The 14,391-nt window shown below is 59.2% G+C and carries 6 protein-coding genes, 1 tRNA gene and 2 rRNA genes; 1 reads left to right on the top strand and 8 read right to left on the bottom strand.

Going from position 1 to position 14,391, the window contains the following annotated elements; genetic code table 11:
- Positions 1–21: 21 nt before the first annotated feature.
- Both EM6_RS11830 and EM6_RS11825 read right to left on the bottom strand, forming a co-directional pair.
- Positions 22–2,364, bottom strand: coding sequence for a Tat pathway signal protein (locus EM6_RS11830; RefSeq protein WP_126423265.1), 2,343 nt, complete (start codon positions 2,362–2,364; stop codon positions 22–24).
- Between the two features lie 167 nt (positions 2,365–2,531).
- Positions 2,532–5,492: a TonB-dependent receptor domain-containing protein gene (locus tag EM6_RS11825; RefSeq protein ID WP_232037161.1), complete on the bottom strand. Its 2,961-nt coding sequence runs from the start codon at positions 5,490–5,492 to the stop codon at positions 2,532–2,534.
- Between the two features lie 188 nt (positions 5,493–5,680).
- On the opposite strand from EM6_RS11825, the gene EM6_RS11820 reads away from it, so the two are divergent.
- On the top strand, positions 5,681–6,691 hold the full coding sequence (locus tag EM6_RS11820; protein WP_126423261.1) for a cupin-like domain-containing protein: 1,011 nt from the start codon (positions 5,681–5,683) through the stop codon (positions 6,689–6,691).
- A gap of 18 nt (positions 6,692–6,709) precedes the next feature.
- On the opposite strand, the gene EM6_RS11815 is transcribed toward EM6_RS11820, so the two are convergent.
- From EM6_RS11815 to EM6_RS11790, 6 genes are all read right to left on the bottom strand, one after another.
- Positions 6,710–7,723 (bottom strand): Ldh family oxidoreductase, encoded by a 1,014-nt coding sequence (locus EM6_RS11815; protein WP_126423259.1) that lies wholly within the window; start codon positions 7,721–7,723, stop codon positions 6,710–6,712.
- Between the two features lie 4 nt (positions 7,724–7,727).
- Positions 7,728–10,070 carry a S9 family peptidase gene (locus EM6_RS11810; protein WP_126423257.1) on the bottom strand — a complete coding sequence of 781 codons (2,343 nt, stop codon included), beginning with the start codon at positions 10,068–10,070 and terminating at the stop codon, positions 7,728–7,730.
- Between the two features lie 13 nt (positions 10,071–10,083).
- Positions 10,084–10,572, bottom strand: a complete 489-nt coding sequence (locus tag EM6_RS11805; protein ID WP_232037160.1) for a DUF885 family protein — start codon at positions 10,570–10,572, stop codon at positions 10,084–10,086.
- A gap of 218 nt (positions 10,573–10,790) precedes the next feature.
- A tRNA-Met gene (locus tag EM6_RS11800) sits at positions 10,791–10,867 on the bottom strand.
- Between the two features lie 205 nt (positions 10,868–11,072).
- Positions 11,073–11,187, bottom strand: a 5S ribosomal RNA gene (gene rrf / locus EM6_RS11795).
- A gap of 217 nt (positions 11,188–11,404) precedes the next feature.
- Positions 11,405–14,182: ribosomal RNA gene (locus EM6_RS11790) — 23S ribosomal RNA — on the bottom strand.
- Positions 14,183–14,391 lie beyond the last annotated feature (209 nt).

Raw genomic sequence — 14,391 nt, 5'->3', positions numbered from 1 at the left:
CACTCGTATCAAACGCAACTTTTACGCCTTGCGCAAGCGGGCTTGAATGCGCAAAGCGCCGCCCTGTGGCCGGATGACCACATCTTCGCCCTCAACGACCGCTTTTTTGCCGTTCACCGTGACCGAGGCCAGTCGCATCTCTTTCGGCACCCGCAGGCGCAGACGCACCTCTGAGGGACGGCTCTCCCCGCTAAACCGTATCTCGCCCGTGAGCGTGAGCCCCTGTCTTTGCAGGTGCAAATCGACCGGCCCCCAGCGCGTCGGCGCGCCGGTAATGGCGATGGGCTGTTCGGACGCAAACCATTGTCGGGGTACGGCGCGACCCAGCCACAGGGTGTCTGCGTCCGACGCCTCAAACACCAGCGCCCAGCGCACCAGCTTGGGTATGGTCAGTTGCGCCGGGATGCAGAACAGCGGCAGGCCGCCGGTAATCCCCGTAACCTCCCCCGCCACCCAGGTGCCCGGCGTGTGCGAATGGTAGCGGTGCGAATGCAGGAACAGCAGGTATTCCTCGATGCGGTCCGAGCGCAGCAACTGCTGGGCATAGCCGTAGGAGATAAAGCCAAGCTGATCGCGGCTGTCGTCGCTGGGCGGGCCGAAATTGGCCAGTACGCCGATGGCCGTCCCGCCATGCCCGCGCACGGCGTTGATGACCGTCTGCGCCAGATCGTCGGGCAGGACGTCGGCGTGCAGAAGTTCGGCATAGGCGCGGTGCGCCCAACCCTGTTCGTTGCCGGTCTGGGTGCGAGCGGATTCGATCATGGCCTGACGATGGGTCCGTGTGGCCCCCGGCAGGATGGCCACATAGGGCGGTGTCAGGTCGTGGCGGATATGGGCGCGCAAGGTCTTGATCAGTTGCGCCTGAAGCGTGTCGGCGCGCCTCTTCCAGTCGGCGGCCAGCCCTGCCTTATCAGGCGCAATAACGGCCCACACCGCCGCAATATCACGCCAGCCGCGCACGGTGAAGGCCGAGTTGTTCCAGTAGGGTTTCCACCACACCGAGGGGTCCGGATGCAGGCAGGCGTCGGACTCGCTCCAGCCGTCGAGCAGGCCGAATCCGGCGTCCCCGGCGGGCTTTTTCAGCGCCACGTCGTGCAGTTCGGTGAGGATGGCCGCCGTGTTTTCGATCTTGCCCGCAAAGCGTTTCAGCGTCGCCGTATCGCCCGTATAGCGCAGATAGCGCGCCAGCAGGCTAAGGGTCAGGCCGAACTGCGCCACCTCCGGCCCGCGCATATTGATCTGTCCGTCGGCGAAGACGAAGTCCTCGAAATAGTTGATCAGGACGGCCCTGGCCTGATCAAAGCGCCCCCACTCCAGATTGGCGTAGAGCGATGAGGTGAAGGTGTCCTGAAACCCGTCATATTCCGGGCCGAAATAGTCGCGATCGACCACGCCATATTTGGGATAGACGCCTTGCGGGCGCACCATCAGCTCCTTGGCAAAGGCGTGGCTGACCATGTCCGACAGGGCGGCATCAGGAATGTTGAGCTTCGCCTGATCCTTGAGCCGCGCCTGCCAGTCACCGGCAAAGGTCAGAAGCCCCTCATAAAAGGCCTCGGCGGTCGGTTCGACGCGGCGTGGCGGGAACGGGGCGTAGGAATGGCCAAACGCCGTCTTTACGGGCTTGCCGTCGTCGTACTGGATGGTGCGGTGCCAGGTCTGCACCACCAGCTTGTCGGTCGCCGTCACATCAGCAAAGACCAGCAGGTCATAGTACCGCGTCGGCGAAATTTCGATGATCTTGTGAACGGCGGGCAGCCAGCCGCCCAGCAGCCCCTCCCAGCGGCGTTTGACATTGTCGTCACCGCTCAGCTCAGGAAACACGTGTTCGGGGCGAAAGGTGCGCGTGCGTCCGTTGGGAAAGACGGGCATGGTATCGCCCTGCTGCGTCGTGCCGACAAAGGTCGTCCACGGCATCCGCCACCACAGCGACTCACGGGTAAAATTCCAGCCGGCAGGCGGGGCCGCGCGGCGCACCTCATCCGGGTCCGGGTCGTTGCCGTGGGCCAGCAGTTTGTCAGCCAGCAGGTCGGCATCGGCCTGGCAGATGTCTTTCAGCGCCAGCCCCAGATAGGCGGGCGTGATGTCGTCGAACACCGCCTCCGGGCGTTTTGACAGGGAAAAGGCGCCCTTGTCCGAGGTGAAGACAATCGGTCCGTCGCGGCGCGTCTGATCCTCATAGACCCTCCATTGCGTACCGTGCGCGGTAAACTGTGCCAGTGGGGTCAGGCCGTCGGTTCGCACCGCGCTCGAAGCGTCCAGTACGGGCAACAGAGGCGCAGCCGAAGCCGAAGCCGCCGTAAGGCCTGCCGTTCCCGCGAGCGATCCCTGTAAGAAGGCACGACGGTGGAATCCGGGGGTCATGGGTCACCTCACTGACAAAAAAAATGGCGGCAAACCGTCACGCAATCGGGTTTGCCGCCCAGGGGGGATAGTCACGGCGGCAGGGAGGAAGACCGCCGGAAGGGAGGAGAATGAAAGAGTAAAAAGCGTTGCCGGGGCCGCGCAACCGCAGCCCCGGCAAGCCGTCATCAGAACTTCGCCGAGATACCGACGAACAGCATACGACCCAGAGGATCATAGGTGCTGGGGAAGGTATTGCCATTGCCGTTTTCGACCAGCAATCCGCTCATAACAGCCGGCGGGTCCTTGTCGAACAGGTTGTTGATACCGGCGCGCAGCACCAGTCCGCGCGGCAGATCCTTGGTCACGGCCAGATCGAAATAGTCGTAATTACCGATCCTGGCATTGATCGTCGATTTGGTGCCCGTCAGGTACTGGTCATCCGTATTGGTGGCGAGATCCGTGCCGCCGAAGTGACGCCAGTTAAGCGAGACGCTGGTCGGGACATAGACGCGGTCCGCCCCCGGCACCGTCCAGGTCGCACGCAAATTGTGACGCCATTTCGGAGACGGTTGACCGCAGGTCCCGCCATAAAGGCCCTTACAGTCATAAGACCCCAGACCCGGCAGCACTTCGGTTTCCAGCGAGTCGAGCAGGGTGCCGACAAAACCAAAATTCACATCGCCATAACCGGTCGCCAGACGATAGTTGGCCGTAAAGTCGATCCCCTTGGTTTCCAGATAGCCTGTGTTGACATTGGTTGAGGTGACGTAACCGCCCTTGGTATCCGAGCCATAGAGCGCTCCGGTGCGGGGATCGCGATGGATCAGGCCGCAGTAGAAGGCGCTGCCAGTGGCGATACACTGGGAGACCGCTGTCTGGGCGGGAACCGAACCGATGTAGTCTTCGATACGGATCTTGTAGTAGTCAACGCTGAGGACAAGGCTGGGGATAGCGCGCGGCGTCAGGACAAAGCCGAAGGTGGTCGTCTTGGCTTTTTCCGGGCTCAGATCGGGATTGCCGCCGCCCAGCGCCGTACCCACGTCGGCAGGCGTATCAGGGATAGTGCTGGGCTTTATAGATGTTCCATACTGCGCCGCCGTCACACCCGTGCGCTGACATTGTTCAAGGCTGGCGACACGGTTGTTTTCCGAACACGGATCAATCAGAGCGACATTGCCAACACCCTGTGCGGCAAACAGTTCGGTGATATTGGCCGCGCGCATGGCCTGATTATAGCTGGCGCGCAGCAGAACGTCCTGCGTAGGGGCGTAGCGGACTTCGAACTTTGAGGTCTCGGTCTTCTTTTCCGCACCGATCGAGGTGGACGAAGAGGTGTTATAGGTCGATCTGCGGTATCCTAATGCCAGATTCAGCGAGTGGATAAGCGGCTTGTCCGCCACGACCGGCACATCGAATTCCGTAAACCACTCGTCTACGGACACCTTGCCATCGGCATTGGACGCATAGGAAAGCTGGGAGGCATCCAGCTTTACATCCAGCGTTTCCGTGCGGTGTTCCAGTCCGGCAACCACCGCCACACCCTCACTGGCCCAGGGCGATTTCACGCCATACTGCCCCAGATCACCGCTGACGAAGGCGTTATAGACGTCAATCGCCTGTTCATTACGGGTAAAGGTCGGTGCATAGATGAAGGCGTAGCCTTCCGCCGACGGCCCCTTGGCGCTGAACACATCAATGGGCTTACAGTTATTGGAAGTGTCCTTACAAACGACCTGACCATTGACCAGCACCGCCTGAAGCGCCTGCGCCGCCTTGTCCTGATTGATGTCGTTCTGATAGTTGAACTGGCCAACGGTAATGGCGTGCATATAGTTGGCATCGTAGCGCCAGCCGTCGATAATTTCGCCCTTCAGCCCTGCGGTAAAGCGATAGTTGGTGTGGCGCATATCGTTGCGGCGCGGTTCGCCCGTGGCGGCGCGGAAGGACACCCAGCTTTGAACCACCGTGCTGCTGCCGGCTGCCGTGCCGCAAAGCATGGAGGCCTGCGAAGCGCTCAGGAAGGGGTTGTTACAATTGATATCAAACGCACGACCCGACCAGATGGCCGAAGGCGCGACCTGACTGACGGAACGGTCGTCCATGAACATGAAGCTGCCATAGGCTTCGGCATGAGGATTAAAGGTGTAGTTGACAAAACCACCCGCCTGATAGCGTTCCGAATTGCGCAGCGTAAAGTTATCCGGAGCATAGTTGTAAGCGAAGGTGGAATCGTTCTTCACCCACGTCTTCGAGCCATCCTTGGCATTGGCCCAGTTCTGGTTCTGATTCACCCCTGCCAGCGCGTCCAGAGGACGGAACCAGCCATAGGCGTGATTGCCCGAACCGCCACAGGCAAATGACGAGCCCGTATCATCGGCAAAGTTCAGGGCACAGTTCGAATAGTCGCGTGCATCCTGACGCACCGCTTCCATTTTGCGGTAGCCAAAATAACCAAGAATATTGCCCTTGCCTTCGTTGATGCGTCCACCGGCCGCGACATTAAAGTCGTACTTTTCACCGTCCCAGACGTTTTTGTCGGCCAGCTTGAAGCCCCTGGCCGACTGAATGCCACGCAGATAATCGTTATCGTTCTTGTGGTTATAGATGCTATACTGGGCATCGACGATAACGCCGTCCAGACGCTTCTTCATGATGAAGTTGACGACGCCGGACATGGCGTCCGAACCATAAACCGAAGAGGCCCCGCCGGTCAGCACGTCGGTGCGTTCGACCAAAACCGATGGTACAAAGTTGAGATCGACGCCCAGAGACGGCAGGAAGCGCTGCCCATCAATCAGAACCAGAGCGCGATTGCCACCAAGGCTGCGCAGGTTGACGCCCGCTGTGCCGTCAGAGCCATTCGACTGGTTTTCATTGGCCGCCGCTTCGATCTGCGGCAGCTTGGCGAGATAGCTGTCCACGCCCGTCGCGCCCTGAAGCTTCACTTCAACCGCATCGACCGTGGTGATCGGCGACGCGCTCTTGAGGTTCGGACGGCGGATGCGGGTGCCGGTGACCACGACCTCTTCGACGGCCTCACTGGCACCGTCCGCCTGCGCCATGGCGGGGGCGGCCATCCAGCCGGTGAAGATGGCGGAGGCCGCCACACTACTCATGATCAATGCCCGAGTCGTATGCTTGTTCATCTTAATCCCCTTGAGTGTGCGGAGAGGACGGGTTCCATTACCCCTCCGAAACATTTCTGACATAATCTAGCTAAACACCGTTCCGCGGGGTGGTCAAATATATTTTATACGATTTGGTCACATAAAGTATACGGTGGACACAGTGCGGCTTTTTTGCCAGCCTTTTGAGCCGCCTTGCAGGAAACCCTATGTGTGAACCGCCTACCCCCCTGCCCGTTTATAACCGCCCGGATCGCGCCACGTTTGAACAGCTTATCCGCCCGGCGCGTCACCCCGCCGTCCTGAAAGGTGTCGTGGCGGACTGGCCTGCCGTCCACTACGGCCTGACGTCGGATAAGGCGCTGGCCGACTATCTGCTCAGTCACGACAGCGGGGCCCCCGCCGGGGTCTATGTCGCACCGCCACAGGCCAGGGGGACCTTTTTCTACGGCTTTGACACCCATGTCACCAATTTCAGCCACGGTCCGGCGACGGTGGCTGAGGTGCTGGAACGGTTGCTGGGCGAACGCGAAAAAGCCGACCCGCTGGCCATCAGCCTGCAATCGACACCCATCGTGTCGCAAATGCCGAGCTTTGGCGCCGAGAACCGGCTTGACCTGCTGCCCGATGTCGCCCCGCGCATCTGGATCGGCAATGCCGTGGTGACGCGCACCCATTACGATCTGAACGACAATATCGCCTGCGTCGTGGCTGGGCGGCGGCGCTTCAGCCTGTTCCCGCCAGAGCAGTTAGCCAACCTCTATCCCGGCCCCTATGAACGCACTATCGGCGGCGTGCCGGTCAGCATGGTCGATATCGACCGCCCGGACCTCAGCCGCTACCCGCGCTATGCCGAGGCGCAGGCCGTGCGCGTCGATATCGAGCTTGAGGCCGGGGATGCCCTCTATATCCCCTACGGCTGGTGGCATCAGGTGCGCTCGCTGTCGCCGTTCAATGTGCTGGTCAACTACTGGTGGGATGCGGCGGTTGCGCCCGACGCCGCGCCCACCGACGCCTTTTTGCACGCCCTGCTGGCCATCCGTGACCTGCCTGAGCACGAACGCGGTGTGTGGCGTAACCTGTTCGCCCACTATGTGTTTGCTGATAATGGCGACCCGGTGGCGCACCTTACCCCGCGCGACAAGGGCCTGTACGGCCCGCTGGACGCTGCCATGCGTCGCAGGTTGAAGCGCCAGTTGCAAAAGGCGCTGGAAGAATAAGATGTTATCACGGCTAAACTAAACCGTCAGCGCCACGATATCCGCATAGAGCTGAGCCGGGATCGTCACCGTGCCCGTGGCCGCCGTACGCGCGCGCGCCTCGTAGCGGCGTTGCGACGGCAGGCGCGCCCCCTGCCCCATAATGGCGTCAAACAGGGCCTCAGCCCGGCCCGCATGGTGGGCGTAAGACCCGCCCATAAAGGTCTCCGGGTCGATGGCCAGCAGCAGCTCGCCGTGATAGGGCGTCGCCCCCTGCCCCGCATCATAGGCATAGGATTCCAGACTGAGGAAGTCCCCGATCAACGGCCCGGCCATCAGCTCTATCATCGCCGACAGGGCCGAGCCCTTATGCCCGCCAAAGGTCAGCATGGCCCCGGACATAGCCGCCTCGGCGTCGGTCGTGGGCCTGCCGTCGCTATCGAGTGCCCAGCCTTCGGGGATGGGCTTGCCCGCCCGACGGTGCAGTTCGATCTCACCGCGCGCCGCGGCACTGGTGGCGAAGTCAAACACGAACGGCTCGCCCTGCGGACGCGGCCAGGCAAAGGCCAGCGGATTGGTGCCGAACACGCCCTTGGTGCCGCCATGCGGCGCCACCCACGCATGGCTGGGCGTCATGGCCAGCCCCACCAGACCTTCGGCGGCGATGGCTTCGACCTCCGGCCACAGGGCCGAAAAGTGGTAGCAATGGGTGATAGCCAGCGCGGCAATCCCCTGCGTACGCGACTTTTGCGCCAGAAGCGGCAAACCGCGCGCCAGAGCCAGCAGGGAATAGGCCCCCTGGGCATCCGCCCGCACCAGACCCGGCGCCGCGTCGCTGATCACTGGTTCGGCGTTGGACACCTTGCCCGCCCGCCGTGTTGCCACGCAGACCAGCAGGCGATAAAGCCCGTGCGAGTGGCATTCGTCGCGCTGACCGGCCAGAATGGTGGCGGTGATCGCCTCCGCATGGGCCTCGGAAAAGCCGTTGCCGATCAGGGTGCGCAGGCTAAGCGCACGGGCGTCATCGAGGGTCAGGCTTACGGTATCGGTCATCTTGTCACTTCGCTTTCGGCAGGCTGTCAGGGCGCGCATTCCACTGCGGCGTCGCTTCGCCGCGCAGGTGGCGGATGAAGAAGTCGTACTGACGGCGCAGGCCGTAATTGACGTCGCCTGTGTTGCGCAAGGCGCCGTGGCCTTCGTTCGGCACCACGATCAGATCGAAATCCTTGCGCGACTTGATCAGGGCATTGACCACCTGAAGCGTCGAGGCCGGATCGACATTCATATCCAGCTCACCGACGACCAGCAGAACCTCGCCCTTCAGCTTATGGGCATTATCAACCCCCGAAGCACGGGCATAGCTGTCATCGACGGGCCAGCCCATCCACGCCTCGTTCCAGCCGATCTTGTCCATGCGGTTGTCGAAGCAGCCGGCATAGGCCACGCCAGCCTTATAGAAGTCAGGATATTCCTCAAGGGCGCTCAGCGTGTTCTGCCCGCCCGCCGAGCCGCCATAGATGCCGACGCGGCTGATGTCGTAAAACCCGTATTTGGCGGCCACCGCCTTATGCCAGGCGATGCGATCAGGGAAGCCTGCGTCCTGAAGGTTCTTCCACGCCACATCATGGAAGGCCTTGGAACGGTTCTGCGTGCCCATGCCGTCGATCTGCACGACGATAAAGCCCATATTGGCCAGAGACTGCATACCGATCACCTTGTCACCGCTGGAGTGCGGGCCGAAGGGCCAGAAGGTCTTGGGCACAAAGGACGAATGCGGCCCGGCATAGATGTTTTCAATGACCGGGTATTTTGTGTTCGGATCGAAATCGGTCGGGCGCACGATGACGCCCCAGATATCGGTTTTGCCGTCGCGACCTTTGGCCGCAAACACTTCTGGCGGTTTGAATCCGGCCGCCGTCAGGCGCGAAATGTCACCGCTCTCGACCGTAGCCACGAGGCTGCGGTCCGCTACCCGGCGCAGTTCCATCACATTGGGCAGGTCCACCCGCGACCAGGTGTCGGTATAGTACTGCATGTCCGACGAGAAGCTGACATCGTGATAAGCCGGGGCCGTGGTCAACGGCGTCAGATTCCTACCGTCGAAATCCACGCGGTAATAGTGCTGGAAGTACGGGTCTTCGCCCTTACGCATGCCGTTGGCGGCGAAATAGATCTGGCGCGCCTTGTCATCGACCTTCAGCACCTGACGCACCACATATTCGCCCTTCGTGATCTGTGTCTTCACCTTACCGGTCGTGGCGTCGTACAGATAGAGGTGGTTCCAGCCGTCGCGTTCGGACATCCAGATCAGTTCGCGCCCTTCGCCCCCGACATCGTAGCTGTAGCGGCGGCTGTAGGTATTGATGAAGGTGTCCGAGCGGTCCTCGGCCACGACCCGCGTCTGGCCCGTTGTGGCATCGGCCTCAATCAGACGATAGAGCTGATGGCCGCGCTGATCGTAGGCGAAGCGCACCCCCCGGCTGTCCTTGCGCCAACTCAGAGCGTCCGTCGCCATAGGATTGGGGAAGAGATCGGTGGGAATCTCTATCCGGCGGCGCGTTGCCACCTCGAACAACACGGGACGGTCGATGTCGATGGCGTCACCGGGCTTCGGGTAAAGCTGCACATCGACCTTGGGCTGCACCTGATCGGGGGGCGAAGAGATCACCCGCACCACTTCGCGGCGAAAGCCCGGCTGCACGCGCAACGCCACGATCTTTTGCGAATCCGGCGACCACTGAATCGACTCCGGATCGTAGAACAGGCCTTCGGAGCCATCGGTGGACAGGCGAATAACCTCGCCCCCGGCTTTGCGGCGGATCACAAGGTTGAAATCCTCGGCAAAGGCCAGCCACTGACCATCCGGCGACGGCTTTGGCGTATTGTCGGCGGGCGATTTGAGGTCGCGCACCACGCCCGAAAAGCCGCGATCCTGCCGCCGGTCCACGGATTTTTGACACACATAGGTCGCGAGGTCGCAAGACCACATCGCCTCATCCCATCGGATCGCGACCTTTTGGCCGCCGTCGCTGAACTGCGTCATCGAAAAGGGTGGCGTAAACGGCAGAGTCAGGCCCGTAAAGTGTGTCCCGGCCGCAGTGTTAAAGGCCGCCGCCAGTCGCTCGTGATCGAAAGCCACGCGCTTCTGCCCCGTCGCGGCGTCCATCAGAATGAACTGAAAACCGCCTTCGACCGACTTGCGATAGACGAAGGTCTGCGTGCCCTCGATCCACTGTGCGGGCTCGGCAATATCGCGCGTCAGACCCGACCACGCATCGCGCAGGCCGATAGCCTTTTCATAGTCGGCCACCTCAGGGGCGGCCCATGCCAGCGGAGCCCCCGCCAGCGGCGCGAGCAGCAGCATGGCGGCTATGACCGCCGTGATTCTGTTCTTCATCATCTCTGCTCCTGCTCTATTTGCCAGAGGCTGTCTTGGCCGCGACGTGCGTCTTTTCTGCCGCGATATGGGCGCGCATTTCGCGCTCGAACGTCGTCAGCGGCACCGACCCCATGTTGAGGATGGTGTCGTGGAAGGTGCGCTGATCGAAGTCCGCGCCCAGTTCTTTTTCGGCCAAAGCCCGCATCTCCCGCATCTTCAGTTCACCGATCTTGTAGGCCAGGGCCTGCGCCGCCGCCGGGATGGTTTCGGGCATGTCACGGAAGGCGTCATACAGGGGATTGCTCTCATCCGTCCTGGTGTAAGGCTCCATCGTCTTGTCACGGCCGATGGTCGAGACGTAAGGGACGGTATAGCCGCGCTTGAGATCGGCCTTCATATTGGCGTCAGCCGACTGCGCAGCCTGATAGGTAGGCGGGATCGGTAAACTCTTCGCAAAGGCGGCTGTCGGCAGACACAACACACACCCCAGAAGGTCGAATCTAAGGAATTTCAATACCCGCACTGAACACCTCCTAATGAAAGCCCACCGATGTTGAATCAACCTGCTTATCGAATTTTGGTATACAATATACACATAAGTCAATTCATTCTGTCCGAGACTTTGGGTTCTGGCAGCAACAGACTGTGAATTTGTTCGAGGCTTGACACGCCGTTTTTGGCATTTCAGTCACAAAAACACCCGCTAGGCTTTTGCCTAGCGGGTTGTTCTATATGAATTTTTGGGTGCGGGAGCCAGATTTGAACTGACGACCTTCAGGTTATGAGCCTGACGAGCTACCGGGCTGCTCCATCCCGCGGCACCTGGACTTTATCAGAGCGGAAAACAGCCCTGATTTTGGAAGGTTTTGTCTGTTCATCTGTTGATGACCAGACCGGGCGGCTCCATCCCGTGACACGTTTAACCAGAGGGGTGTCTGGTTAAGCAAAAGACCGGCCTGAGTTTTTGGACCGGTCTTTGTGTTGAGTGGTGTGCCTGAAGGGTTAATTACTTGTGTTTGATAGACCTGGCGGCGACCTACTCTCCCGCGCCTTAAGACGAAGTACCATTGGCCCAGGCAGGCTTAACGACCGAGTTCGGAATGGGATCGGGTGGGGACCGGCCGGCATAGCCACCAGGTCAATCGAACACAAGATATGGCTCTCACATCAAAGTGTCCTTGGCCTTGCCTGCGGTACTTTGATGTGGGAACAACATCGACAAAAACATCTCGGGGCGGCCCTTCGATATTTTTGGCTTTGTTAAGCGAGGACATTGAATGAAGAACGAGCACGGTGTTTTTGTATGCGCTAACGCTCTCGCTGTTTGAGCGCGCACGGTGCGTTTATTTGAGGGAACGATCAAGCCGATCGGATTATTAGTACTGGTTAGCTTCACTCCTCACGGAGCTTCCACACCCAGCCTATCAACGTGGTCGTCTACCACGATCCTCAGCGAGACCTTGTTTTGAGGTTAGTTTCCCGCTTAGATGCTTTCAGCGGTTATCTATTCCATACTTAGCTACCCTGCTGCGCGGCTGGCGCCACGACAGGTCCACCAGAGGTATGTCCATCCCGGTCCTCTCGTACTAGGGACAGATCCTCTCAAGTCTCGAACACCCACGGCAGATAGGGACCAAACTGTCTCACGACGTTCTGAACCCAGCTCACGTACCACTTTAAATGGCGAACAGCCATACCCTTGGGACCTGCTCCAGCCCCAGGATGTGATGAGCCGACATCGAGGTGCCAAACTTTGCCGTCGATATGGACTCTTGGGCAAAATCAGCCTGTTATCCCTAGAGTACCTTTTATCCGTTGAGCGATGGCCCTTCCACGCAGGACCACCGGATCACTATGGCCGACTTTCGTCTCTGCTCGACTTGTCAGTCTCGCAGTCAGGCGGGCTTATGCCATTGCACTCAGCGAACGATTTCCGACCGTTCTGAGCCCACCATCGCGCGCCTCCGTTACACTTTGGGAGGCGACCGCCCCAGTCAAACTACCCACCACGCCATGTCCCGGACCCGGATAGACGGGCCGCGGTTAGACGCCAACAGCAATAAGGGTGGTATTTCAAGGATGGCTCCACAGAGACTGGCGCCCCTGCTTCATAGCCTCCCACCTATCCTACACATGTTGCTGCTAACGCCAAGGCGAAGCTATAGTAAAGGTTCATAGGGTCTTTCCGTCTGACCGCGGGAACCCCGCATCTTCACGGGGAATTCAATTTCGCTGAGCCTATGCTGGAGACAGTGGGGAAGTCGTTACGCCATTCGTGCAGGTCGGAACTTACCCGACAAGGAATTTCGCTACCTTAGGACCGTTATAGTTACGGCCGCCGTTTACCGGGGCTTCAATTCGGAGCTTGCACCCCTCCTTTTAACCTTCCGGCACCGGGCAGGCGTCAGACCCTATACGTCGCTTTACAGCTTCGCAGAGCCCTGTGTTTTTGATAAACAGTCGCTACCCCCTGGCTTGTGCCACTCAGTCCTGCTTGCGCAAGGTGAGTCACGCTTATCCCGAAGTTACGCGTGTAATTTGCCGAGTTCCTTCAGCATAGTTCTCTCAAGCGCCTTGGTATGCTCTACCTGACCACCTGTGTCGGTTTCGGGTACAGTCTATGTATGAGTTATTTCCAGGGACAGCTTCGCTGCACGTACAATCCAATAAGCACGTACAACTTACACCATCCGTCACTTCATACTGGCTCCGGAATATTCACCGGATTCCCATCGACTACGCCTTTCGGCCTCGCCTTAGGGGCTGGCTAACCCTGCGCAGATTAGCTTTACGCAGGAACCCTTGGTCTTTCGGCGAGAGTGTCTCTCACACTCTTTATCGCTACTCATGTCAGCATTCTCACTTCCGATACCTCCAGCCAACCTCACGATTGACCTTCTCAGGCTTACGGAACGCTCCGCTACCGCTCACTTACGTGAACCCATATCTTCGGCGTATGGCTTGAGCCCCGTTACATTTTCCGCGCAGGATCGCTTGATCAGTGAGCTGTTACGCTTTCTTTAAAGGATGGCTGCTTCTAAGCCAACCTCCTGATTGTCAATGCAATCCCACATCGTTTCCCACTTAGCCATAACTTGGGGGCCTTAGATGATGGTTAGGGTTGTTTCCCTTTTCACGACGGACGTTAGCACCCGCCGTGTGTCTGCCGGACAGTTCTCTTGGGTATTCGGAGTTTGGTTAGAATTGGTACAGCTCGCGCCGCCCGCATCCATCCAGTGCTCTACCCCCCAAGGAATACATCCGACGCTCTACCTAAATAGATTTCGCGGAGAACCAGCTATGTCCAGGTTTGATTGGCCTTTCACCCCTATCCACAAGTCATCCGAGTCTTTTTCAACAGACACCGGTTCGGACCTCCAGTAGGTGTTACCCTACCTTCATCCTGCTCATGGATAGATCACCTGGTTTCGGGTCGTCATGCGACGAACTTAACGCTCTATTCAAACTCGCTTTCGCTACGCCTACACCTATCGGCTTAAGCTTGCTCGGCACATGAAGTCGCTGACCCATTATACAAAAGGTACGCCGTCACCCCGCTTGGGGGCTCCGACTGCTTGTAGGCTTCCAATTTCAGGTTCTGTTTCACTCCCCTTGTCGGGGTGCTTTTCACCTTTCCCTCACGGTACTTGTTCACTATCGGTCGCAGAGGAGTACTTAGGCTTGGAGGGTGGTCCCCCCATATTCAGACAGGATTTCACGTGTCCCGCCCTACTCGAGGATCTTGCTAGTTGACGCCTACGGGACTATCACCCGCTATGGTCAGCTTTTCCAAGCTGTTCGGCTTTATATCACAAGATCACTGGCCTGGTCCGATTTCGCTCGCCACTACTTTCGGAGTCTCGGTTGATGTCCTTTCCTCCGGGTACTGAGATGTTTCAGTTCCCCGGGTTCGCTTAATGAACCTATGTATTCAGTCCATTATACCTTTCAAACCACCAACTCATTTTAGTGCGAAGCACTAAAATGAGAGGGCAATCAAAGGTGGGTTTCCCCATTCAGAAATAACCGGATCAAAGGGTGCTAGCGCCTCCCCGGTTCTTATCGCAGCTTGCCACGTCTTTCTTCGCCTCTCTGCGCCAAGGCATCCGTTAGAAGCCCTTCAACGCTTGATCGTTCTCTCAACTAAACGCACCGACGACATCCGTCGTTGGCCGCGTTCGTTCTTGTTTCAGACGCTTCACTCACCGCCGCCCTTGGAAAGAGGGTATGGACGACAGTGGACTTAACATCGTGTCTCTTGGACACGACGCAAAGCGTCTAGTCAGACAATGTCTTCAGGTTCCCCTGTGGTCTATGAACCAGACCGGCGGGATAACCCTTC

This window comes from Asticcacaulis excentricus (assembly GCF_003966695.1).
Lineage (GTDB): Bacteria > Pseudomonadota > Alphaproteobacteria > Caulobacterales > Caulobacteraceae > Asticcacaulis > Asticcacaulis excentricus_A.
This window is presented reverse-complemented; position numbering and strand designations above follow the sequence as displayed.